We start from the raw sequence: 24,399 nt of genomic DNA, 5'->3' as shown, positions 1-24,399 counted from the left end.
TTTCAGATAATGAAAAGAAGAGTGTTAACTGAGTTAACACTCTATGCGACTGCCCGTCGCACAAAAAGACCGCCGCAGCGATCATCATCCTTAACAATAGCACCCAATTAGGTTCAGTTCTAAATTTCACAAAGTCTTGTTTTGTGCTCTCCAACTAAATGAAGTAAACGGCAACTAAAAATAAAAACTGTCTGCTATACAGATAGTAACAGTTTAAAGTGATAAGACTGGTAGTTAATCTTTAATATTTGATTTTATCTTGTTGAGGTGGCTGTTCTTTCCATCTATTTTCAATCATTAGAGATTCGGATTTTTTTGCCAATTTTGCTGTATCAACTAACAAATCCAAGTAATGCGTTTTTAAATCATTCCTTTGACTAGTAGCTAATGATGTAGCATAATCAGAAAGTCCAGCAGCCGTTAAAATAGTAATTTGATACATCATCAATTTATCCGAAAACGGAGATTGCGTCGAACTGAAAACTTGTTGTTCTGATGGCATAGGGGCAGGAAGGTCACTGCCTGTAAAAATTGAGTACGTTCATTAATAATTTTTTTAGATAAATCTGCTGCTTTTTGCATGAATTCACGAACTTCTTTAAAATCTGCTGATTGTGCGAAACCTTTGGTTAACGCATTGCCTATTACATTCGCTTCAATATTTCCATATAAATGAGATATTTCAACTGCATTTAAATATCTTTGGTTTCCGAACAAATCTTTCCCATTTAGATAATCTTTATTTTCAATAAAGTCCGTTTTCTTTGGCGGTTCAATGAATGGGGGTCTTGTATATAACCCTTTATCCAATAATACATCACTAACAACATCAAAAACTATGGTTGCTTCTGATAAGTATTTCTTAAAATGTTCTCTAATATCTTTACGAGTAGACAACGTATACATTAAACCATAAGTTACTACCATTATTCTTGATAATTTTTTATGTACTTAAAAAAAAGGAATCTGAAAATAGCCGCGGGGCATTAATATCAACATCCTGACTGCCAAACCCTATTGGAATTGGAATATTTTCTGATTGTAATATCTGCTTAGTATTGTCCTTAAGATTTTCTACAATTTGAAAGGTCTTTTTCAAAACATCTATTACTTCAATATCTTCTGCTTTTGCAACAAAGTATTGCAAAACACAACTATTATGAGTGTGACTGATGTATTCACTCCACAAGGAAGCCATTTCTGACGAAGTAAGTTTAACACTTTCAGGAGAACTCATTTAGAAAATCACTCCATTTTTAAAGATATTTTTATGATTCTCCCTTAAATATGTTTATATTCCTACCGATTCTCTTTATTGTGCTAAACTGCAACCGTTTGTTCAACAAAACAGGATCTCCCGCAGCGATCCCATCTTTCAAATAAGCACCCGTTAGTTCAACAAGAAACTGCTCAACTATTATCAACTAAGAGGTTTAAGTCCAAGGAAACGCATAACTATTTCTGAGTCAGTAAAAAATACGAAAGAGGTGAGAACAAATGGAAAATGATAATTTAAAACTTACGTCGTCCGAAATTGGAACACTATGGGGGGAGTATATAAACGGAACGATGACCGAGATAGTAAATAAATATATGATTTCTATTTTGGAAGACGAAGAGGTGAAAAATGTTTTTGAAATTGCCATTGAGACATGGGAAAAGCAAAAGAAGCAGCTTGTTTCCTTCATTGAGAAAGATGGTTTTCCAGTTCCGAATGGATTTACTGAGTCCGATCTTAATAAGAGTGCAGATAGATTGTTTTCTGACACATTCTGCTTAAATTATTTACATATAATGACGATACATGGTTTGTTGGGTCATACCACTGCTTTAAGTGTTTCTGTCAGAAAGGACCTACGGGAATTTTACAATTCATGTGATAATGATGCAAAAAGGATGTACGATTTAACCATTGAGTTATTGCTTAAAAAAGGAAAATTCCAACGAGATCCCTATTTCTATCCTAAAGAGAACCCTGAATATATTTCCACCAAAGATTTTTCTGATGGATTCTTCGGAAAAGGGAGACTTTTATCTGCTACAGAAATAATCAGTATTTCTCTTAACATTAAAAAAAGCATTATGGCAAAAACTCTTTCAATCGGGTTCAGTCAAGTCGCTGAATCGGAAGAAATAAGAACGTTTTTTGAGGAAATAGGAAAAAAGGCAGATGAAAACATACAAGCCCTTGCAAGTATTTTGCACAAGGATAATTTGCCCGTTCCAATGTCGTGGGAATCAGAGGTTACAACGTCACAGGACTCTCCTTTTTCAGATAAATTAATGTTGTATCATATGGGTTTCTTGGGTCAAACTGCACAAGTATATTACGGTACAGGTCTAGCAGGAGCCATGCGAACAGACCTAGCTGTCGTTTATGAAAAGACAATTCTAAAAACATTAGCATTGACAAAAAATTGGTTCGATATTATGGTGGAAAACAAATGGTTAGAACAGCCACCACTTGCTCCCAATAGAAAAGAACTTGCACAAGATAAATAAGATATACCCCTCATTAGTGAGGGGTATATTTTTAATAAACTTTTTAATTTAAGGGATAATTTCAACATAAAGTAGTTATTTCCTTCTTAAGTTAATCTGCCAGTTAGTTGAGTAACGGGAATGAAAAAAGACTGCCGAAACAGCCTGTTTGTTGTTAAAGTAAAGCCCCCGTTCTTTAAGTGCACTATTTCACAATTTTTTTGTGAGATTAGAAAAAGGCAAACTACATCTTAAAGAATCACACTAGTTAAGCTATAAATGTATCCCGATAATAATCGGAATTACTGAACCACCCGCATCGAACCATGTTAAATTTTATTTGTAAAAAAACTTCAATAAATACTATTTTTATCAAAACTACACCTTGTTTCTCATCAGTAAAATCTTTTGATTTAAGAGATTTCTAATTTTTTACATATTTTCCACCTCTGAGAAAACAATAAAAACAATGTACAAGTTCGTTTATTGGAGGGAAAATCTTGGAGACAAATAACCCGATTCGATTAACTGCTCCAGAAATGGCAAGCCTTTGGACTCAATACATTTTTGATACCATGTCCATTTGTTTTTTTCGTTATGCACTGGAGCATATTGAAGATCACGATGTCAAATCAATCTACCAAACTGCCCTTAGATTATCCCAAAAGCATGTCCAAAAAATTACAGAATTCATGGTAAATGAAAATTATCCTATCCCACATGGGTTTACAGAAAAAGATGACGTAAACATTCAGGCACCTCGTCTTTTTCAAGACCTGTTCTACCTAAATTATATTTATATCATGACTTTGCAAGGTATGACTGGATATTCTTTGTCTGTTGGTACTTCGATTCGTTCTGACTTACGGAAATATTACATAACCTGTATGTCCGAAACGATGGATCTTTTTGAACAATCCATTGATTTAATGCTTTCGAAAGGACTTTTTGTACGACCTCCTGTTATTTCACCACCCGAATCAATCGATTTTGTAAAGCACCAAAGTTTTTTAACGGGATGGTTGGGAGATCGTCGCCCTCTGAATGCTATCGAAATAGGAGATATTACTTTCAACATGCTAAAAATGCATTTACATGCTGCTTTAAAAGTGGGATTCATCCAAGTAGCCCAATCCAAAGAGGTTCGTCAATATTTCATGAGGGGACTTGACATTGCCAATAAACACATAAAAATATTTGAATCGGTATTTAAAGAAGATAAATTAAATTCGCCTGTTTCTTGGCAATCGATGATCACGAGCTCTACTTCTATGACCTTTTCAGATAAATATATGATGTACCAAATTCTATTGTCTACACAATTATCCCTTTCATTTTATGGTTCCGCTTTGAGTGTCAATTCAAGAAGAGATTTAGGTGCTCATTACATACGACTAATTTTAGAACTTTTACAATTTGCAGAAGACGGTGCAAACCTAATGATAAAAAATGGATGGTTAGAGCAACCTCCAACAGCAAGTGACCGTGACTCGCTTGCAAAAGAAAGGAGCAAAAAATAATATTTCAGAAACTGGATGCTAGGAACGATTCCTAGCTTTTTCATTTGCTGCACTTCATAGGGCAAAGAAAAACAAAATTCCATCTCCCTTGTTCCACTAAACTGCATCCTTTAGTTGAAGAAGCGATAAGAACTATCGCCTCTTTTTCTTATTCCATCTGTATAGAAACCGTACAACAAACACTGCCAAGATAATAAGAATAAGGATGTAAATTAATTGGAAAATCATATCTCCGATATTAAAATGAACCATTTTTATTCTCCCTTGACCATCATTCTGGTCTTTTTTGTTTAACTAAAGCTACCCGTTTATTGAATAAGGAAATATCATTTAACTTTCATTTTCCATAAAATTTTCGGCTTCATAACCATCAACTGGATAATCAACAATGGTAACAGAATTATAATAAAATTGAGGAATAGAACATTCGAGGCTAATATAAATTTCTCTCGGATTTACATCTTCATCCTCCCATAATTCGTCATGAAAAATATAACCTATCTTTTTAGTGTTTAAATCGATTACAATAGGGTCTCCATTAAGTCCATAACCAATAATAAACAAACCATTATCAATACAGCGTTTGTGTTCTTCGTATAAATTTTCTTCAGGCATTTCATTTACAATATTAAAATAAACATGCCTAAACTTTATGTTTTCTCTAAAAGAAAACTCTTTTAAAAAAGAAATTATATCTTCGGGAATTTGATAATCCTCAAAAAATTTAATTGTACTTGTACTAAATTCAACCTTCATTAGAGTATGTTTATCAATTTTCTCTAATGCTTTTCTAAATAATCCTATATCCATTTTCAACATCCTTCATATAACATTTTAGCTATATTTTATCATGTTCTTGTTCCACTAACCTGTTTCGATAGTTGAATAGAATCTCCCGTTTCAATTTCGAGAATGAAGTCAATAATTCCTCTAAAAAAGAAAATTTAGGGAGAGATGTATTTTGTTATTGTCAAAGGCATGGGAAACATATGAATCGGATAAACGAATTGAAGGATTTTCGCCACAAACATTAAAAGCATATAAACTCCAAGCCACATTACTTATTAGATATTTTAAGGATGTTAAACTTAATACTATAACTACAGCTCAACTTAAAGAATACCTTGCAAAGTCAAGCGAAACCTTAAAACCTTCAAGTTTGGCTCACCGAATACGTTTTATGAAATCATTATTTCGTTGGTCACATGAGGAGGGTCATATTTCAAAAAATCCCGCCGCCAAAATAAAGGAACCTAAAGCAGGGAAACGAATTCCAAAGTTTCTAACAGAATTTGAAATTGAACATTTACGTGAAGCCTGCACCAGCCCATTGGAGAAGGCTTTGTTTGAATTCATGTTTTCCACTGGGTGCCGTATAGGAGAATTTGTTTCCGTAGAGAAGAGTAGAATTAATTGGTCTAATCGTTCTGCTATTGTGAGAGGAAAAGGGGATAAGGAAAGGGAAGTGTATTTTAACATCCGCTGCGAAATTTGGCTTAAACGATACCTTGATCAACGCCAGGATGGCGATGCAGCCATTTTTGTCACAGAACGGTATCCTCATCGAATGAGTATTGCCCAGATGAGATATATCATCAAACGAATTTCGAATCGGGCACGGATCAATAAATCGATTCATCCGCACCAGCTAAGGCACAGTTATGCCACTCATATGCTGAATAATGGTGCTCCTCTTGAAGTGATCCAGAGCTTATTAGGTCATGAGAAAAGTGAGACTACAAGGATATATGCACAGTTAAGTGGGAGTTTAAGGCGAGAACTTTATTGCAAGTATTTTTAAATTGAACTCATAAAGGCAATGCATTAAAAAGCATTGCTCTTTCTTTAATTCTCGCACCCCGTTACTTTAAGAACAATATTTCACAAACTTCTAACCAAAGGTTATTAAGATAATTCGTTTAAGCACATTTCCAACCATTTCAACTGCGAACTTCACTTTAGAAAAAATTCAACTATTAACTTATTCATATAAACTCTAGCACATTTTGTTCCCTCCTGTGTACAAGCCGTTTCATTCCTATTTTAAGATAGTATTTTATATTAAAAAAATCTATTCTTTTGAAATGAGGAATGTTAAATTTGAATAATTTTGATCCACAGAATATACCGAATCAGTTTCCTGGTGTCGCTAAACCCCCTAACAGGATTAAACCGGGTTCGACATCGTCCAAGCCCGCCGGTTATTCCCCTCAGCAGATTCGTCGTGCTTATGAGATTGAGCCGTTGATTAGGTCAGGAATCACCGGTAAGAACCAGAACATCGCCATTATAGTAGGATTTGGTAGCCCCACGGTCGAAAACGACCTGCAAGTCTTTAGCCAACAGTTTGGCTTGCCCCCGGCAAAACTGAATATCTATTATCCAGATGGACAGCCAAGTCAAGTGGTTCCAGATTGGACACTTGAGACCGCCATTGACACGCAGTGGGTCCACGCACTTGCGCCAGATGCCACCATCCACCTCGTTGTTGCCGTATCTTCGGCTCCTGGAGACCTGTTTAGCGCTGTTAATTTCGCGAACAATAATTTGGACGTCCAAGTAGTCTCGATGAGCTGGGGTCTTCCCGACTCATCGTTCGAGCAAATGTTTGATCACTTTTTTCAAAAATCAGGTACCGTCTATTTAGCCGCATCTGGAGATATCGGAGGTAAGGTTACCTATCCATCAGCTTCCCCGTTTGTCGTATCCGTTGGTGGAACAACTTTATTGCTACGCCAGAATGGGAGCCGAATTGCTGAAACGGGCTGGAATGGCTCAGGGGGTGGTCCAAGTCTCTTCGTACCTAAACCTAACTACCAGATTGGGTTTGTGAGCGGCGGGAAAAGAGGCACTCCTGATGTTTCCTTTGTTGGAGACCTCGCAACAGGTGTATCCGTTTTCAGTAGTACTCCGATACCTGATGGGTCTACCGGATGGGTCGTCGCAGGCGGAACAAGCGTGGGAACTCCTTGCTGGGCAGGCATTATCGCATTAGCCGATCAGATTCGGAATGTGCCCCTGACCGATGGACATCAAGAACTCTACAATCTGGCAAAGAAACCGCAGTATGCCAGAAATTACAACGACATCACCGTTGGCTGCGCCGGTTCTTTTTGTTGTACACCTGGATATGACTTTGTGACAGGACTGGGAACTCCTAGGGCGAATCTGCTTGTAAGGGCATTGGGAAAAGATCCTGGTCCAGATGTTGATGAATCAAGTCCTGATCATGGACATCACCCTCCCCATCCACTTCACCATCATCATGGTCCCGATGAGTTAAGTTCTGATTAGGTTCAGGGTAATATAAAGACTAACTTAAAATACCACAAGCTAGTCTTTTTTTTATTAGAATTGTTAAATGCCTTCTTCAAGTAAACTGCCCCTTTAGCGGAACAAGCAAAAAGGCTGCCGAAGCAGCCAAACATTCTTGAACTAATGCAACCCAATAGAATAAAAAGGTTCTTTTTAATTACTAGTTCCGTTTCCTATGGCAGGACCCAAAAGTGCAATCTATTATGAAACCAAATTTGTACCGACCTTTTTACACAATTAATTGTTCGAATTTTGCCGAAATATGCTATATTTAAGAAAAGGTTTTCATTATAACTTTAAAGGAGAGAAGAGAATGGATTTATATGAAAAACTACCAGTTGAGGTTCTCATTAGTTTTTATAACGAAATTAAGAATAATATTGAAAAAGGAATACTTACCAAAAAAATGTATTATGAATTAGGTTTAATTATTTCAGTTGCTAATCAAAAAGGTCTCATCCTAGAATTTCCTTCTGATTTTAAAGAAGAAGTTAATGAAGAAATTTTAAAAGATTTATCGCAAACACAAAAAGTGAAGACGGGGTATAGATCACATATCGCCTAATCAAACCGACTGAACCATTCACCATTATTCAACTATTCTTTTTCGTTAGTACAATAAGAGAAGAGGATAGCCGAAGCCATCCCCATCTTTAACATAAGTCCCCTTAAGTTGAACAAGAATCTTCAATTATTTATATCCGTTTTTCTTTGTTAATCCCTTTTCGGACTTTTCACTGTAATGAAAAAAGGCATTACATGCAATGAAACCGATAATACCTAAAATGCCACAAATTACTGCAATAACAATAGTCAATAAATTCTCCCCTTTCAAAGATTGCCGCTTAAAAATCTAATCTAAACATTCGGCACATACCCTATTTTTTTCCTTCTTTTATTGAATCTCTTCTTGAAGTAACCTGCTTCATTACTTTAATAAGGATAAAGACCTCCGCAGCGGTCACCAAGTTTTTTCCATTTCGGACCCTCACATTTAACCAAGCCCCTATTCACTAAGGAAGAAATTTAAATGGGAGCTTATTTAAATTCCCTACTTGGCAGTACTCAAAAAGATGCCACCGTTGGAGATGAACACTTAATCGAATAGGTTAGGGAGTTCGATGCCAAAAATTAATAATTTATTAAGTTTACTCTGTTAAAGTACAAGCATGAATTTCTTTTTCATCCCCCCCTTTTAACATATTTTTTGAGCCCTCGATCCTTTCGAGGGCATTTTTTTTTGCATCGACCATCATGAGTAAATACCTCTACTTTTGTAAGTGCTTGCAAATATAATGGAATTAGGTCGGATGACAAAGGTGGTCATCACAGTATGCGGCGTAGGCGGAGCCGGTACTTCAGGAGAGATAAGCTCTATCGTTTTGCTTCACTTCGTGCATCTGGAATAAATCAAGAGAATACAAACCATAATTCGTATAGAGAGCTACCGGGGCTTTCTCCAATAAAAGCAATCTCTACTTTTGCCACCCTTAAAGCCTGCACTGTTTGGTTAGTAGACATGCGTTTTCTCTTTTTCTCTTACTCTATCGTTTTTTCACTATCAGTTGAGCGAGTAATATAAATATAACTAAACCAATTATAGAAAAAGTAGGTATTCAATAGTCATTAGCACTCATACAATTTATTTTAAATACCAAATTATACAATTTTAGTACAAGCAATGTAAAAGCAATTAATTGAAACACAAAACAGGGAATGAGGTGATTCTCATTCCCTGTTTTAATTATGAGCCGACTAAGATTTTGCGAAAATTCTTCTTGTAGTAAAGCACCCGTTAGCATAAGTACAATGTTTCACAAACTTATTTTTGAAAAAGTAATTTTTAAATTTTGGCTTTGTTAAATAGTATTGTTGTTTTTCAGGTATAAAATATGGGAACGTCCGATTTGGACGTTCCAGTTCTTATCCCATTAAAGCCCCCTATAATGGAATAACTGTAAAGCTAATGAAGATTTTTTAAAAGCTGAGTTTCGCTGCCCAAGCTCCTTGCATTTTACTAAGGAATACAATTTGCCCAATATGATAGGCGTCGTGCATTGCTAAACTCTTTAGTTCAATCATTAATGGATTGTCTTCAGGGATTTCTCTATACAAATCTTCTAGTTCTGATGTTGCTAGTATTTTTTCTAGTTCACGATGAACATAAAAGTATTCTTGTTTTGTTTTCTGCCAATTTTGAGACGTCTCAGTTGGTAATCGATATGTAGCGTCATTATTTTCTGCCTGTGGTTCATTTGTTGTTTCACCAAGAAATCGTAACAGAATTCTTTTTTCAAAGAAAAGCAAATGACAAACTAATTCCCAAATGGAATGTGCCCCCTCAACTGGTTTCCAAATTGCCTGTTCAAAAGTGATATCCTCTAGCACTTTTTCAAGTGGTGGAAACCAGTCTTCTTGATCTAAGCAGCTTGCCCATTGCTGTAACAAAAGTGTCCTTACATCCATTTTCTATTCCCTCCAATTTTAATCCCTTTAATAGATAATCATATTAGTCAAGGTTCATTTGAGTTGGATTTTCTATTCAAACTTACCTCCCCTCAACCAATATTTTAAAGTTGAATCCCATCCACTTACACAAATTTTAAGAATTATCAGTCAAATAAGAAATACCATATTTCCCCTTAAAATGCTCGATTTATTTGTCGAAAACCAAAATTTTCATTTAATTTCTTTTTCAACTAACCTGCTACCGTTAGTCCAATAAAAAAAGGGATTGCCGTAGCGATCCCGTTCTTCAACACAAGCCCTCGTTAGCTAAAGAAGATTTAAAGACTTACATAAAGTGAATCAATAAAAAAAATGACCAAAACTATACTCATTATCCAAATTGTACCTTTCCTGATTAAGCTGCTTTCAGGAATTAGTCTATTTAAGAGAAAAAAGAAACCAACTACCCAAAAACCATTTTTAAAAAAACTAGTACAGATATTCATTAATACATTTAGGTGAAAGACCTTATCCATTAAGATTCCTCCCCAGTAAAAATCCCTATAAATATATTCAAACTTTTGTATTCTTAGCATTAATTTCATTTTCAGCCGCTTGTACAATTGACTCTATTTTACTAACGCTACCCATTTGTTTAAGTGTAATTCTTCACAATCTTTAAATTAATTTTAACGTAAAGTAAAATTCTTCTTGGAAAAATCGCAAGTGAAAAATCGGTTAATTATTCCAAATTAAGCTTTATATCTAATCCTAAAACTGGTCATCTTTTTATAAATCAGAAATTCATATCTCTTGGTGAATTGGTAAATAATAACCAAGAGGTGACATGATGGAAAAGGATAAATTAAAACTCACATCTTCCGAAATAGGAACTTTGTGGGGAGAGTATGTAAATGGAACAGCAGTTGATATTGTAAATAGATATATGATTTCTATTATTGAAGACGAGTCAATAAAAGCCATTTTTGAGGATGCTATCAAGACGTTTGAAAAACAAAAGAATCAAATCATAACTTTTATGGAGAATGAGGGATTTCCAGTTCCGATTGGATTTACTGAATCTGATCTTAATAAAGGTACAGAAAGATTGTTCACTGACATCTTTTGCTTAAATTATTTACATATTATGACTTTACACGGTTTGCTAGGACACTCCACTTCATTAGCTGTTTCTGTCAGAGAGGACTTAAGGTTTTTTTACGACTCGTGCGATAACGATGGGAAAAGGATGTATCATCAAACAATTGATTTATTGCTTGAAAAAGGAAGTTTTCAGAGAGACCCTTTATTTTATCCTGCTGAAAACCCTGAATACATTTCTAGCAAAGATTTCGCAGATGGATTTTTCGGAGAGGGTAGAACGTTAACCGGGACAGAAATCATAAGTATTTCTTTGAATCTAAAAAAAAGTATAATGGCAAAAACTCTTGCAATTGCATTCAGTCAAGTCACTCAAACAAAAGAAGTTAGAAAATTTTTAGAGCATGCTGAAAAAATAGCTAATCAACAAATAAAAGATTTTTCAAAAATTATGCAGACGGATAATTTACCAGTTCCTAAGTCGTGGGAAACTGAAGTTACAACTTCAACAGCCTCTCCTTTTTCCGATAAGTTAATGTTGTATCATACCGGTTTCTTATTCCAAGCTGCACAAGCGTATCACGGGACAGGTTTAGCATCTGCAATGCGAACAGACCTAGTATCTACTTACGAAGGCACCATTCTACAAAATCTTATGCTTACTAAAAAGTGGTTTAATCTTATGGTGCAAAATAAATGGTTAGAACAACCTCCACTCGCACCTAATAGAAAAGAAATAGCAAAAGAAAAATAACTAAAAATGCCCTTCCCAATCGGTCGGGCATTTTAATTTTTAAAAAAAGCATTCTTCCACTAAACTGCTCGTTAGCACAATAAGAAAACGGGATCGCCGCACCCATCCCATCTTTAGCATAAGCTACCCGTTTGTTTAATAACACTTTAGGTTTTAAACTCAATAAAATGACTTGAATTTGGATAAAGATTTTTCTTTGAAAATCCAATAGAAGTATAAAATTTATCAGCCTGTTCGGTATCTGTATGAAGCACCAAAATTTTATAATAACTTTTTGCTTCGTCAATTATCTTTTTTACCAAAATGCTTCCTATACCTTTTCTCCTATACTCTTTACTGACATAAACCCTTCTCAGCCTACCAATATATTGGTCATTTGAAAACGGGTCTTTATTTAATCCACCAATAGCAACAAGTACACATTCTTCATTAAACACGCCAAATAAACCTTCTCCAAAATGGTTGAAGGTATTACAGCCATTTTTATAATCATTTACTAATCTTTCTACAAAACGAAAACCCTCTTCTTTGCTTTGCTTTACTAAACTATTCAAATCAAAATCCAACAGATTATTTATATACTTTACCTCATATTTCCTCATATTCTTCTACTCCTATTGCAAAATTCTTGTTAAACTATTCTGCCCCTTTAGTTAAAGAAGAAAAAGGCGATGCCTAAAATGACAGCCTGATCTGTACTCTTGCAAGCCGATAGTTTAATAAGGCTCAAAATGAATAATTTGTCAAAGGTTCATCTGCTTCTATCTCTGCTTTCATTCGTAGCCATCTCAACTTCAGTTCGCCATCTAAAACTTTCCAGTCATGACGTTGGTGAAATACGTTGTAGTAGAGTACTCGTATATACTGTAAAAATTCCGGTATGACTTTTAACCACCAAGGTTCGATGGCATTCATCTCTTGATAACCTTTTAGAAACGAGTCGAGGAACCATGCCAAGTGATTTTCGAGTGTGTGGATCCTTTGGGTTTGTCGGTTGTATCTAACAATCACCGAATAAATGATAATGGCGATGTCGAAAGCAAACCAATGATAACAACTATCATCGAAATCAAATGCCGTAATTTCGCCGTCTTTTGTGACGAACATATTGTGTGCATGAAGGTCACAGTGGACAAGACCATAGTTTTTTACATCTTTTGGAAGAGTCTCTAACCAGTTTAACAACCCATTCGCTTTTTGAAGAACGATAGTTTCTTCAAATGGTAAGTGTTTCATTATATCCATCCACGATTCTTGTTTCCAATCACGACGCTTCACATCGTGCAAAGGGACATAGGACTTGGTAAGTAAGTGCATTTGTCCAACGATGCGTCCCCAATTCACAATCATTTTTTGGTTCCAGTCTTCTTCAGTTGGAATTCGCCCAGGTGCCTCGGAAAACAGTGAGGCGTGATAACCACCTGTTACATTTTCTACCAATTCCCCTGATTTTGATGGAAAGATTTCAGGAACGGAAACGCCGTTATCGAATAGATATTTCATGAAGTGCAGCTCTGCAAATGACTCTTTTTCATTACGCCAATTCTGATGTGTTAAACGTACTATCCGTGAAGGATGCCCATTTTGTGCTGGGTATTGATACACATGATTTACAACACTACTAACATGAGTCAGTAGACTCAAATTAAGTCCATATGCATTTGTTACAGTTTTTAACACACTTTTCTCCAGCACTTTATTCATTTTCGTATTCGTCCCCATTCCATTTATTTATAATAGTACTTAATTACCTCCAAAACTCTTTTTCAAATAACAATTTTGTATGGCACAGCCATAATCCTTCTTCAACTATCCTGCTACCGTTAGTTAAACAAAAAAAGCTACCTCGATGACAGCTCTGTTCTTCAAATCAAGCACCATCCTTTGTATTTTCTATTCACCACCTATTAATTGTGGTTTCTTTTCACATACTTTTAATATTCTTTTGGTGGACAACTTCATTTTAACTATCTGCGTAAATCGTCCTCGGTTGGGCAAAATATTTTCTGGGAATGTGCTGTCAATGAATTAGGGCTTCCCATTACAAAAATAGGGAGTGAGATGGATGACTGACAATAATGAACGCAATCGTGATGATAACAACGCTGGTGAAGCTGTAGGAACTAGTGCCGGTGCTATTGCGGGTGCAGCAGTGGGTTCAGTTGTGGGACCAGTTGGCACAGTTGCTGGTGCCATTGCTGGAGGTGCAGCGGGTAACACGATGAGCGCAGGTGCTAATGTTGCCAACAATAGCGCAACAAACCGAGCTGAGTAGATTTTCAATAATCAAACGAAAGAGGTCTTTAAAATGACAGTAGGAAAACAAGTTCAAACCGCTTTAGCAAGTTTAAAAAGTGCACAGGCAAGCTTTGAAACCTTTGCATTAGCAACTGACAACCAGAATGCAAAACAGCTTTATCAACAAGCCGCACAACAAACAAAATCCGTACTTGAGAGCCTTGAACCTCGTCTTCAAGAAATTCAAGGTGAAGAACCTCAGTACAATCAGTAAAAAATTATAACAGTATTCTTAAATATGATGAACCATCCCAGAAATATTTTATAGCGATCAGAATATGATATTTTATGAAAAAAACTAGTCCATTTTCCAGAACCATCCTTTATAGGGTGGTTTTATATTAATTTAAAAATCCATAAATGGTAGTTCTTATTTCAAATTCCTTTTCATAAATTGGAGAGTACTCCTTTTATCCCGAAAAAGGACTTCGCATGTAACCTTGGTAGGACATTTACATTTCCTTAAAGCGTCATTCAGGCGCTTTTTTTTAGTTCCCGAACACCTTTTTGTAAATTTCCCTCACTAAATTAATTCACTATATTGTTCTAATGCGACATTAATGAATCAAGGTCTTGTTCAACTAATCTGCAAGTTAGCACAACAAGAAAAGGGATCGCCCTAGCAGTCCCCATCTTTAACTCTTGCTATCCGTTAGTAAAATAAATGGTGTTCGCCTCATCAATCCCATCTTGAATTGAAGCCCATCCAAAAAGGCTAGTTTTATTTCATTTTGCTGACAGGGACTTTAAAGAGTAATAATAGTCCTACAATGATCAGTACAGATAGCCCATAGGCTAATAATGGCTTTTTGTAATGGAGCCGTATAAAAGGCAATTGAACAAGATAAAAAATCACAGACCATCCGAAATTCCAACCATTATGATAACTCATTAAACCCATTTTGTAGTTTACTAACTCGACGATTGACAAAAGAGTAACCCAGAAAATGATCCAGGCAACCTGTTTTACCCATCCAGTTGGATACCGACCTAAATATATAAACACTACGGATGGATAAGAGATAAACGATACAAGCAGATTATTCAAAGTATGATTTGGAATAATATTGGTTGGGTCATATACCCACAACGGATAATTATATGTAAGAAAGTTATATAAAAGGTCCAGTAGAATGATAAAAAGAAAGGTGGACTGATAATTCTTCCAGTTCCGCCAATCTCCCCAACACCATGCCGCAAGAATCCATAACAACATGCGTACAATAATGTACATTTAAAACATCCTATTACAATAAATTTTCAGACATTATATTATCGACTAATTTTATTTAAAAAATGCGGTTACTTCCTATTGCTAATTATCCGCCAAAGGCACTTTAACTCTTCAACAAACTGTCCCGACTATAAACAAAAACTAATTACGATTGTTCTACTAAACTGCCCCTTTAGTCATAATGAACGAAACGACTCCCATCGCTTAACGTAGGTTGCACTTGGTCATAATGTTACTACCCAAAAATAAACCAAGTGTAGAGCTACACACGAAAAGGAGCCGTATAATATAAAGGATATACAAAAATTTGTTGGTTTAGACGTATCTAAAGATACAATTGCTGTTGCTATTGCTGATCCTGGGCGTGGTGAACCAAGATTTCATGGAACTATTCAAAATAAACCAGAAGACATTCGCAAACTAATGAAAAAGTTAGGAGACCCTGAAAACCTATTAGTATGTTATGAGGCAGGTTCTAGTGGGTATGGAATTTACCGATTACTTCTTTCAATGGAAATTGATTGTTTGGTTGTGGCACCCTCCCTTATCCCTAAACGATCTGGCGATCGTGTGAAGACAGATAAAAGAGATTCTATTAGATTAGCTCAACTACTACGTGCTGGAGAGCTTACTTCTGTATGGGTTCCAGATGAAGATCATGAAGCATTGAGAGACTTAATTCGTGCTCGACATGATGCTCGTGAAGATTTACAAAGTTCTCGCCAGAGACTAATTCACTTCTTACTTCGCAATGAAATACGACCTCCGCAAGGAGTTCGAAATTGGTCTGTAAAGCATCGTGAATGGTTAAAACGATTAACATTTGATAGAGCTTCACAACGTGTTGTGTTTCAAGAATATCTTCATGCAATTTATGAAGTTGAAGATCGTATGAATCGGATCGAAGCACAAATCCATGAAGAAGCCCTACAAAGTGAACATGCTCCTGTAATTCAAGCACTTCAAACTTTAAGAGGTGTCGCAGAGGTTACTGCCGTTACTTTGGTAGCTGAAATTGGACATTTTTCTCGTTTTTCTAACCCAAGACAATTGATGTCCTATGCTGGACTTGTTCCTAAAGAATACTCTAGTGGATCAAGTCGTTGGCAAGGTTCGATTACTAAAACAGGAAACTCACAAATTCGACGGTCCATAGTAGAAATTTGTTGGTCTTATCGTCATCGACCATCTCTTAAAGGTGAATTGCTAAAACGCCAAGAATGTCAAGACCCAGAGGCAAAACGTATAGCTTGGAAAGCTCAACACCGTCTTCATATGAAATATCATCGTATCTCTGCTAAAGGAAAAGGTGGAAAAGTAGCTGTTGTAGCCGTTGCTAGAGAATTACTTGGCTTTATCTGGGCTATCGCTTGTTGTATTGAAGATAAACAAGAAAGTAAATTGAATGTTGCTTAGGTAGATTGAAAGTTATAAATAAATGGAGTTTTTTTAAGAAGTAATAACTTTTTGGTTGGAAATTGAAGATTTGGCTCGAAGGCAAATCCCCGTGAAGGAGAAAACCCTCATGTTGAATTATGCACTAGGTCTAGAGCTGAACGTGCGCCTTTAGTCCGAGGCAGCTCCGTGACGGATGGAGTGAAATGTGGTACCCAACCCACGCATATCAGTTTGTATACCACCGTCAGCGTTTTTGCCTTCGTGCCAAGTTTTTAAGGTTATCCTGTTCAACTTTCTGCATTGTATCCATTTCGGATTTAGCTTATCAAGGGAAAGTGCGCCCTTGACAAGCTAAATCCGAAAGGATTATTGGTCTATAAGTTGAACAAGGAATAACTCTATTCATACTGAATAAAACACCATTAAAAACATTTGGGTGTGGTGGGTTGACAGTTTCGTTCATATCAGTTCAATAACGACAATAGAGTAGGCGCATGAGAAATTTCATGCGCCTCTCACAGATCCGTACGTGCGGGTCATCGCATACGGCTCCTCCACTTTATCCCCTTTGGGGATGTAGTTCGTTGTATATGTCTAAAAGAAAAACAAGTTTAATTTCCCGAAACCTTTCATTCGGAATCGCAAAATGAACGTGCTCAGTCTTAGAATTCCTCCATCTAGTCATTGAAAGATGCGGAAGTTCACCCTTCCAATTCCTTTTCCGAAGCTCCCTGTGGAGCTTTCTTATTTTTCTCCAGCTTCTTAACTGAATCATTCTTAGCCTTCTTCGAATCCATGTATCCAATTTTTGAAATAGTTTTTTTGAAAAGCCAATTCCAAAGTATCTTCCCCATCCTCTAATAATGGGATTTAATCGATGCTTGACGAATTCTTCCAGGTTAACTGTTAGATTTCTTTTCGTTACATCTTTGATACTTTTCTTAAACTTCTTTACTGCTTTGTCTGATGGAGAATGGAAATATCCTCTTTTGAAAACATACCCTAAGAAGATAAACGGTTCTTCGTAGTTGTCTACAATCTTAGTTTTGTCTGGGTGCACTTTCAATCCTAACTTTTCATCTAAGAGCTTCACTACCGTTCTTAGTACTCTTTCTGCTCCCTTTCGGGATTTGCAACAGATGACGAAGTCATCCGCGTACCTTGTAATACGGTGACCTCTTTCCATCATCATTTCATCGAGCGGATGCAAATAGATGTTCGCTAACAATGGACTGATTACGCCACCCTGAGGACTCCCCTTGTCACTCTCATAGAAAATACCATTTTCAAGGATTCCCGATTTTAAGAACTGCAAAATTAGCGCCAATACTCTATTATCCACAACTTCTTCTTTGATTAATTCGATAAGCTTATCATGAGGAATTGAATCAAAATAAGTCTTTATATCGGCATCAATTACAAAGGTGTACCCATCCATCAAATCCTTTCGGATTTTGTCTATCGCCATATGTGCACTACGGTTCGGACGAAATCCAAAACTACAGTCTAAGAATTTCTGTTCAAAGATTGGTTCAAGTATTCTTTTAGTTGCAGCTTGGAGAACTCGGTCTTCTACTGTTGGAATTCCCAGTGGACGTTTTGTACCATCAGCTTTTGGAATAAAAACTCTTCTAACTGGTTTTGCACGATATGTTTTCAAACGCAAAGATTCTTGGAGCACTCTTAAGTTGTGTTCCAATTCAATTTCATAATCTTTAATCGTTACTTTATCCACTCCGTGTGAACCGCGATTTTTCTTCACGTCATAGAAAGCTTGTTCCAGGTTTTGATAGTTCCATAATTTATCCATTAGGCTGTACCACTTGCGTTTCTTTTTAGAATTCTCCACTACACGTAAGCTTCGTTTTCCTATTGATTCATTCATGCATTCGATTCCTTTCCCAATACAATATCAACTGAATAGGTAAACCAATGGCTGATATTTGATATTAGTACTTCGCCCTAAACAACCTACTTTCTTTCGGTCTCGATTCTTCGGCTTTCTGCCTCATCGACTTCTGTTTAGTACATGACGAGTAAATAAGTTCGTATTGCTTTTCTTCGATGGACAGACGGGCTTCGCATCAGTCCACTGCCTTTTGAGTCAGTGCCCGCCTTATCAACTTTGTGATAAGTCACTTGTCTTTGTGGCGTTTCCAACAAGTTTATTCACTACTATCCCCTGCTCTGACTTCTCACCTTCCATAATCCATTTCTTGTCCTTCGCGGCTTTGAAAAAGAGTTACCACCTACGGTGGAGATGATGAGATCTCCTTGGGTCACGTTCATCGCCTTTCACTCGAATCCAGTCCTCATAACTAATAAGATACAGAGTGGTATTGGACATCCCCATTTTATGCAAGGTTATCCCACCTTACCAGCCAACATGGTTACAGCCACCTGTTCCGAGTTTTGCCTTCAAGTCCTCCGCACGAAATCTCACGATACTCGCACTACCTGTCAGCTATACATTTCCGCCACAACGGCATGTTAGGGACTTTCACCCATTAGAGCGATGCGCTGCCAAGCGCACATAAAAATGGACTGCCGAAACAGCCCATTTGTTGTGAAGCTATAGCTACCCTTTACTTTAAGTGCGTTTGTTCACAAACTTTTTAATAAAATTAGCCGTTTCCCATAGGAAACGACTTACTTATTGTTAACCCTCTAATTTTGTGTTTTGTGTCTTGTTTTTTATTGAATTAAGTTTTAAAGCAGAAGCAAGTATGATTACGAAACTTACTACCCCAATCCATACAAGAGAAGACACAGGAGAACTCCAGGTCAAGCCTTTACCGAAGAAAAGCAACTCACGCAAACCTTGAATCATAAATTTCATTGGTAACCAAGAATAAATCCAATCTCGGTAAAACGGTGACATCATTTCTGGAGCCATTGAAAGCAATGGTGCTCCAAAGAATAACAATAAGGCAAAAAGAGCGATACTTTTGATTCCTAACCACGAAAGTACAGCTGAAATCATTATGAAAAAGCTAAAGGCAGTAATCGAAAGGAATAAAGCTGTGTCTGTAAACTGTGGAATGTGAAGTTCTACCATATCACTTGCAAGCCAAGTTAATCCAAATCCAATAACAAGTGAAACAACTGCACCTATTAAAATTTGTCCTATCTTTGCAAGAAGGTTCTCTTTACGATTTGTAATTGCTAATTTACTAACTGCTATAAAGATAATAGCAGCACCTGCCAAGCTTCCAATCCATAATGGCTGAAATAAAGAAACAGGAGAATTTCCGCTTGCACTATTAGTACCAATTTCATTAACATTTGTGACTTTTTTTGTAATAGGAGTTGCTAGGCTTGCAGCTTGCTTCGCTGTTAATGTTGCTCCTTGTTTTTCAAATCCTTGAAGGAGTTGGGTACGAACATTATTATTCATATTGTCAACAAGTCCATTCAATATCTGTCCTGCCATCGTTGAGGCTGCTGTATTCATTCCCTGATTGATATAAATTTGAACTTCTGGTGAAGCAGGTGCTGGTGTCCTTAATGATGCCTGCTTAGCACTAAAATCATTCGGAATGACTAATGCAGCATAATATTTTTGATTATCCATTCCTTTTTGTGCTTCCTCTGAAGTTTTTATTTCAACCCATTTTACAGCAGGGTCTTCACCTGTATTTGTTTTGGATTTTTTTTTCATCATTTCAACAATTGTTTGACCCATATTCATTTTTTGTTGATTAGGAATCTGAACTCCTTGATCTTCGTTAACAATGGCAATAGGCAAATTTTTTGGTTGTGGCTGGACCGATGGAAATAATGTAAGTGAGAATATAAAAATCACTGCCAATGCAATGATTGGTGAAACTAAAAACAGTTTGTTTTTGAACATAATTTATTCCTCCCCTTTTTTTGTTATAATAATGAACAACCTGTTGTTTATTACATTCCTAATTTTATAATTGAATTCTTTTCTCCTCAATAATCAAAAATGTCGGATGTGTTGGTTACGGAACACTTTTTATAAATGTGTTGGATAAAAGTTAGGGAGGAAGTACATTGCGTGAAAATAATACGGATTTACGGGTCATTCGGACAAAAGAATCCATCCGAGATGCCCTCGTAGAATTAATCGATGAAAAAGGTTTCGAGGCAATTACAGTAAAAGACATAACAACCAGAGCAAGGATTAATCGAGGAACATTTTATGCACACTATCAAGACAAATTTGATTTAATTACTAAATGTGAAAACGAAATTATGCTTGAGATGTACCGAATTGCCAAACAGGGCATACCAGGAGTTATTGCCGAACTTGAAACCAATTCACCGACTTTAATACCAGTTCCCTTTTTAGTTTCAATTTTTGAATATCTAAATGAAAATAGTGGTTTTATGAAAGCTGTGTTAGGTCCAAAAGGAGATTTATCATTCCAAACAAGGTTGAAAGATTTTATTTGGAAAATAATATCTGGGAATAACCCAGATGCTCTTTTTAAGAAAGAGAATTTGCTTGTTCCAGGACAATATTTAGCTTCTTACATTGCATCTGCACATATAGGAGTGATTCAACGATGGTTGGAAAGTGATAGGAAAGAATCTCCTCAAGAAATGGCTCGTATTCTATCGACTATTTCAGTTAATGGTCCCTTCTTTGCTGCTGGGTTAAAAAAATAAATTAGTAAAAGGGACAGTACCTTAAAAAATAGGTACTGTCCCTTTTTTATAATTATGCTTATTCAACTAACCTGCACCGTTAGTTGAATAAGAAAAGAAAAAAGAGTGACCTCAATTAGACACCCCTAGGAAAGAATTTAATTTGGCAATTGAATATTAATTGAACTTAGTTTCTTGGAAAATTCATTTCCCATGTTATCTGTATCGTTGCTATAGGAATTTAGAGAACCAGACGGACTTTCAGACATCTTTTCATAATTAGTTAGAGTAGAATATAAATCAACTGTTTCACTATAAAGTTCCTTATATTTAGATGGAGGTTCTTTTAACTGATTCATAAGATTATCTATAGTTGACATTTCTTTTTGTAATTCAGAAACTGTTCCTGCTTGATCAAATGCATTTTGTTGGAGACTGATAGCTTGATTAAAGTCACTTACAATTTGAATTTGACCATCATCTGAAGTGTATGTATGATCCCAAATTGCGTCATGCCAAACCTGCTGATATTTATCAATCAAATCTTTGGCTTTCGCATTTGCATACGTTATATCCAATACAACGTCTTTTAATTTTTTTAAATATTGTATTTCAGCTTGTTTTTCCTTTTCGGCTTTTACTTTTGCAGCATGAATTTCTGCTTGTTTTTCAACTTGGACATTATAATAATGATACCCATAGGCTGAACCACCAATTACTAAAACCAGAATAACTCCAATAGAAATAAATAACCCTTTTTTCTTTTTCTTTGGTGCTTCTAATTGTAGTTCATCGGACATATAATCTCCCCCCCTTTTTACCTTTATAGGTAAATTTTACTGTATTACAAATGGAATTATTTAGAAAATTATCGACAAATTCTTATAAAAAAAAGAGTGACATTTTAGCCACTCATTCTAAAAATTTTATAGAATTTTTTTATTGATATTCTTCAACTATTGCATCCGTTGAAGAACTGCATTTTAATCTTCTGGTTGTTCCCACTCTTCATCAAGGACGAATTTACCCTCTTCATCTCGAATATATGCCGTACCTGGAGGGGAACTAAGAAACCGAATTATTTCGTTATCGTAATTACATATTGTATTAACTTGATAAACGGAATGGTTCTTAGAGTTATCCATATATTCTTCACTCTCATCACCAGCAAGAAATCTCCAACCACTATCAGGATTTCCGTTTTGGTATGGTTCTTCTCTATACATAAATCCAACTTTGCAGCCATCAACCGTTATTCTATCAGAAGCAATGCAACCCTCCTCAGAGTGAATTAATCGTTTAATCTTGTCACCTGGTATGTAGAATTTTTTTGCTTTCTTTTTAAAGCTAAACATTTCCTCACTCCTGTTCCATTTCATCGTAAATTCGACATTGAGAAAACATTTTCCTTCTTCAAGTAACCTCCACGTTGGCTCAATAACAAAAGGCTGCCTTTTGTGGCAGCCAGTCTTCAAGAAGGGGCAAGGCATCCTCTGTTTAATTGTGAACGAATTATTGACTCTACTTTTTATATTTCTTGTTTATTTCAGTATCGTCGCAACATTTAAGAAAAATAAAAACCAATCAATAATTTAATGGCTGCCTGTCCAACAAATTTTACTGGTTTAATAGGAAAACCAGAAGTCGTTGGATTTATTAGATTTCCCTTCAATTGCTAACGCACTAAACGAGATAGGTCCAACTACAGCTGCTTCCGCACATGATGTCGCATTTTCAACTGTCAGCACGTACGTATGAGATCCAGATCTTACATTTGTATCGATTGCTTGGAATGTTTCTATATAAAATAATTCTGATGCAGGATCTGATTCAACTCCCGCCTGTGCTTCAAAAATTTGTGAACCATCGCGGAAAATACGAAATTTTAATTGCGATGTTTCTGTTATACCTTCTACACCTACGGTGGCAATCAATTCAACTCTATTGTTTCTTTTATGAAAGCTGTTCGGAATAGTTACAATGAGTGTTGCAAGTGTTAGAAGATTTGGACTGTGGGGGATAGGTTGGGGTTCGGCATCATTCGTGTTATCCCGTGGTTGTGTAGCTTGGTAATCTACAATTTCAAAATTTCGGTCTTTTGAGTGAGAGCCTGAGCCAACTCCTTCATCATTCGGTTGAGTTGCTCCACTCATATCCGCCCAACCGGGATTATTTCTACTATCTAGCATTTAATCACCTCACTTTCAAAGCATGTACCATAATATATTCAGGATTTAAAAGAGTGCTTGGACAATTGTGACCGTCTAGTTAAATGACACAGTTTTTGCTCATTTAAGTGACACACTTAAATGGAAATTAGATTAAAACTAATGTCCTTTGACATGGAGCCTCTACGAACATGATTCCTTTATAAACGAAGTCAAACTGTTTTTGGCAAATAAAAAGGCAGTATGTTTTATGAATATAAAATGAGCCTAAATATACATGTAGTGCATAAAAACATGCATAATTTAGGCTCTTTCTAGTTTATTCCTTGTTTCAGTAACGCACCCGTTTCTTTAATTACAATGCCTCACAATCTTGAAGTTATGTTAAAAAAACTCCCTAAACATATTACATTAGCAGAAAAGAACCACTTTTAATGAGTCAGTCTTTTTAGGCTTCAATTATTGTAATCTTCATCCAATGTCCTATCGACCTTGACAAATTACCTGTAATGCTTTAATTAGATTCCACTTTTGATACTCCAAACGCTTGATTTTGCCAAAGAATCTGCTCTATTTTGTTCGCCAGTTCTTTTTCGCTATCAATCATCAGCACAACTTCTGTCTTTGAATGTTTTTTTATCTTTTGTGAAGAACGCTTTATGGAAATAATCTTTATCACGATTCCCAGAATCAATCCCCCGAAAAATCCAATGAGTCCCCATAATACAGGTCCACAGTATAACACGAACCCGTAAATGGTTCCTAAAGCACAGAAAAATGCTGCCACTAGCGAGGGAATGTCAAGAAAGGATCTTCCATCAGCGTGATGCATCGAATCTAACGAAACAAAAGCACTCTCCTTGTCTTTATTGATTGGTACAGCAAATATCTGATCTTTTGGGATACCTAATTTCTCTATAATCACAATTGCTTTTTCCAAATATACGTTATGGTTAAACGTTGAGACAATACGCATTTGGTTTTCCTCCTCTTTCAAATGCAAAGGGAATATGGGGGATTGGTACAGGGCTTTCAAAAAGTTCGATTGTTGTTTATCGAATAGTT

At 36.1% G+C, this 24,399-nt stretch carries 23 protein-coding genes and 1 pseudogene; 10 read left to right on the top strand and 14 right to left on the bottom strand.

The annotated features are described in order from the left end of the window. Window positions 1–241 precede the first annotated feature (241 nt). Window positions 242–927, bottom strand: a pseudogene (locus ACZ5XR_RS11805) (DUF3231 family protein). A gap of 16 nt (window positions 928–943) precedes the next feature. After that, the gene (locus ACZ5XR_RS11800) at window positions 944–1,237 is read right to left on the bottom strand and encodes a DUF3231 family protein (protein ID WP_464501840.1); all 294 of its coding nucleotides are present in this window, start codon (window positions 1,235–1,237) and stop codon (window positions 944–946) included. A gap of 260 nt (window positions 1,238–1,497) precedes the next feature. Here ACZ5XR_RS11800 and ACZ5XR_RS11795 point away from each other — a divergent pair, with 260 nt between their 5' ends. Next, entirely contained in the window at window positions 1,498–2,502 is a 1,005-nt protein-coding gene (locus ACZ5XR_RS11795; RefSeq protein ID WP_464501839.1) for a DUF3231 family protein, read from the top strand. Between the two features lie 479 nt (window positions 2,503–2,981). After that, complete coding sequence (locus ACZ5XR_RS11790; protein WP_464501838.1) at window positions 2,982–4,001, top strand: DUF3231 family protein; 1,020 nt, start codon at window positions 2,982–2,984, stop codon at window positions 3,999–4,001. A gap of 330 nt (window positions 4,002–4,331) precedes the next feature. Here ACZ5XR_RS11790 and ACZ5XR_RS11785 read toward each other — a convergent pair whose 3' ends face one another. Continuing rightward, window positions 4,332–4,811, bottom strand: a complete 480-nt coding sequence (locus ACZ5XR_RS11785; RefSeq protein ID WP_464501837.1) for a hypothetical protein — start codon at window positions 4,809–4,811, stop codon at window positions 4,332–4,334. Window positions 4,812–4,962: 151 nt separating this feature from the next. On the opposite strand from ACZ5XR_RS11785, the gene ACZ5XR_RS11780 reads away from it, so the two are divergent. The 3 genes from ACZ5XR_RS11780 (at window position 4,963) to ACZ5XR_RS11770 (ending at window position 7,881) form a co-directional block, all read left to right on the top strand. After that, a complete protein-coding gene (locus ACZ5XR_RS11780; RefSeq protein WP_464501836.1) occupies window positions 4,963–5,802 on the top strand; it encodes a tyrosine-type recombinase/integrase in 840 nt (279 codons plus the stop codon). Between the two features lie 443 nt (window positions 5,803–6,245). Continuing rightward, complete coding sequence (locus tag ACZ5XR_RS11775) at window positions 6,246–7,295, top strand: S53 family peptidase (RefSeq protein WP_464501835.1); 1,050 nt, start codon at window positions 6,246–6,248, stop codon at window positions 7,293–7,295. Between the two features lie 334 nt (window positions 7,296–7,629). Continuing rightward, window positions 7,630–7,881 carry a hypothetical protein gene (locus tag ACZ5XR_RS11770; protein WP_464501834.1) on the top strand — a complete coding sequence of 84 codons (252 nt, stop codon included), beginning with the start codon at window positions 7,630–7,632 and terminating at the stop codon, window positions 7,879–7,881. A 126-nt stretch (window positions 7,882–8,007) separates the two neighbouring features. Here the strand turns inward: ACZ5XR_RS11770 and ACZ5XR_RS11765 are convergent, their stop codons facing one another. Continuing rightward, window positions 8,008–8,133 carry a hypothetical protein gene (locus tag ACZ5XR_RS11765; protein ID WP_464501833.1) on the bottom strand — a complete coding sequence of 42 codons (126 nt, stop codon included), beginning with the start codon at window positions 8,131–8,133 and terminating at the stop codon, window positions 8,008–8,010. A 1,160-nt stretch (window positions 8,134–9,293) separates the two neighbouring features. Further along, window positions 9,294–9,782, bottom strand: coding sequence for a DinB family protein (locus tag ACZ5XR_RS11760; protein ID WP_464501832.1), 489 nt, complete (start codon window positions 9,780–9,782; stop codon window positions 9,294–9,296). A gap of 832 nt (window positions 9,783–10,614) precedes the next feature. Between ACZ5XR_RS11760 and ACZ5XR_RS11755 the strand changes: the two genes are divergently transcribed. Continuing rightward, complete coding sequence (locus ACZ5XR_RS11755; protein ID WP_464502290.1) at window positions 10,615–11,619, top strand: DUF3231 family protein; 1,005 nt, start codon at window positions 10,615–10,617, stop codon at window positions 11,617–11,619. A 146-nt stretch (window positions 11,620–11,765) separates the two neighbouring features. Here ACZ5XR_RS11755 and ACZ5XR_RS11750 read toward each other — a convergent pair whose 3' ends face one another. Together ACZ5XR_RS11750 and ACZ5XR_RS11745 are read right to left on the bottom strand one after the other, a co-directional pair. Continuing rightward, window positions 11,766–12,221, bottom strand: a complete 456-nt coding sequence (locus tag ACZ5XR_RS11750) for a GNAT family N-acetyltransferase (protein WP_464498164.1) — start codon at window positions 12,219–12,221, stop codon at window positions 11,766–11,768. A 124-nt stretch (window positions 12,222–12,345) separates the two neighbouring features. Then, window positions 12,346–13,341: a phosphotransferase enzyme family protein gene (locus tag ACZ5XR_RS11745; protein ID WP_464501831.1), complete on the bottom strand. Its 996-nt coding sequence runs from the start codon at window positions 13,339–13,341 to the stop codon at window positions 12,346–12,348. Between the two features lie 343 nt (window positions 13,342–13,684). Here ACZ5XR_RS11745 and ACZ5XR_RS11740 point away from each other — a divergent pair, with 343 nt between their 5' ends. Then, window positions 13,685–13,894, top strand: a complete 210-nt coding sequence (locus ACZ5XR_RS11740) for a hypothetical protein (RefSeq protein ID WP_464501830.1) — start codon at window positions 13,685–13,687, stop codon at window positions 13,892–13,894. A 33-nt stretch (window positions 13,895–13,927) separates the two neighbouring features. Next, window positions 13,928–14,131: a DUF1657 domain-containing protein gene (locus ACZ5XR_RS11735; protein WP_464501829.1), complete on the top strand. Its 204-nt coding sequence runs from the start codon at window positions 13,928–13,930 to the stop codon at window positions 14,129–14,131. A 507-nt stretch (window positions 14,132–14,638) separates the two neighbouring features. Here ACZ5XR_RS11735 and ACZ5XR_RS11730 read toward each other — a convergent pair. Beyond that, a complete protein-coding gene (locus ACZ5XR_RS11730; RefSeq protein ID WP_464501828.1) occupies window positions 14,639–15,151 on the bottom strand; it encodes a CBO0543 family protein in 513 nt (170 codons plus the stop codon). A gap of 288 nt (window positions 15,152–15,439) precedes the next feature. Between ACZ5XR_RS11730 and ACZ5XR_RS11725 the strand changes: the two genes are divergently transcribed. Then, on the top strand, window positions 15,440–16,567 hold the full coding sequence (locus ACZ5XR_RS11725; protein WP_464502289.1) for an IS110 family RNA-guided transposase: 1,128 nt from the start codon (window positions 15,440–15,442) through the stop codon (window positions 16,565–16,567). Between the two features lie 541 nt (window positions 16,568–17,108). Here the strand turns inward: ACZ5XR_RS11725 and ltrA are convergent. Together ltrA and ACZ5XR_RS11715 are read right to left on the bottom strand one after the other, a co-directional pair. Beyond that, on the bottom strand, window positions 17,109–18,434 hold the full coding sequence (gene ltrA, locus ACZ5XR_RS11720; protein WP_464497298.1) for a group II intron reverse transcriptase/maturase: 1,326 nt from the start codon (window positions 18,432–18,434) through the stop codon (window positions 17,109–17,111). Window positions 18,435–19,208: 774 nt separating this feature from the next. Beyond that, the gene (locus ACZ5XR_RS11715) at window positions 19,209–20,402 is read right to left on the bottom strand and encodes a YhgE/Pip domain-containing protein (protein ID WP_464501827.1); all 1,194 of its coding nucleotides are present in this window, start codon (window positions 20,400–20,402) and stop codon (window positions 19,209–19,211) included. A 167-nt stretch (window positions 20,403–20,569) separates the two neighbouring features. Between ACZ5XR_RS11715 and ACZ5XR_RS11710 the strand changes: the two genes are divergently transcribed. Next, the gene (locus tag ACZ5XR_RS11710) at window positions 20,570–21,187 is read left to right on the top strand and encodes a TetR/AcrR family transcriptional regulator (RefSeq protein WP_464501826.1); all 618 of its coding nucleotides are present in this window, start codon (window positions 20,570–20,572) and stop codon (window positions 21,185–21,187) included. Window positions 21,188–21,324: 137 nt separating this feature from the next. Here ACZ5XR_RS11710 and ACZ5XR_RS11705 read toward each other — a convergent pair whose 3' ends face one another. The 4 genes from ACZ5XR_RS11705 to ACZ5XR_RS11690 all read right to left on the bottom strand — a co-directional run bounded on the left by ACZ5XR_RS11705 (window position 21,325) and on the right by ACZ5XR_RS11690 (window position 24,310). Then, entirely contained in the window at window positions 21,325–21,966 is a 642-nt protein-coding gene (locus ACZ5XR_RS11705; RefSeq protein WP_464498158.1) for a hypothetical protein, read from the bottom strand. Window positions 21,967–22,149: 183 nt separating this feature from the next. After that, entirely contained in the window at window positions 22,150–22,521 is a 372-nt protein-coding gene (locus ACZ5XR_RS11700) for a DUF2185 domain-containing protein (RefSeq protein WP_464498159.1), read from the bottom strand. 270 nt (window positions 22,522–22,791) lie between these two features. Next, window positions 22,792–23,319, bottom strand: coding sequence for an exosporium protein C (locus tag ACZ5XR_RS11695; RefSeq protein WP_464498160.1), 528 nt, complete (start codon window positions 23,317–23,319; stop codon window positions 22,792–22,794). 529 nt (window positions 23,320–23,848) lie between these two features. Continuing rightward, window positions 23,849–24,310 carry a hypothetical protein gene (locus ACZ5XR_RS11690; RefSeq protein ID WP_464501825.1) on the bottom strand — a complete coding sequence of 154 codons (462 nt, stop codon included), beginning with the start codon at window positions 24,308–24,310 and terminating at the stop codon, window positions 23,849–23,851. Window positions 24,311–24,399: the final 89 nt, after the last annotated feature.

The organism is Neobacillus sp. Fa239 (assembly GCF_055395235.1).
The sequence above is the reverse complement of the archived record's forward strand: the minus strand, read 5'-3'. Positions and strand labels throughout refer to the sequence as shown.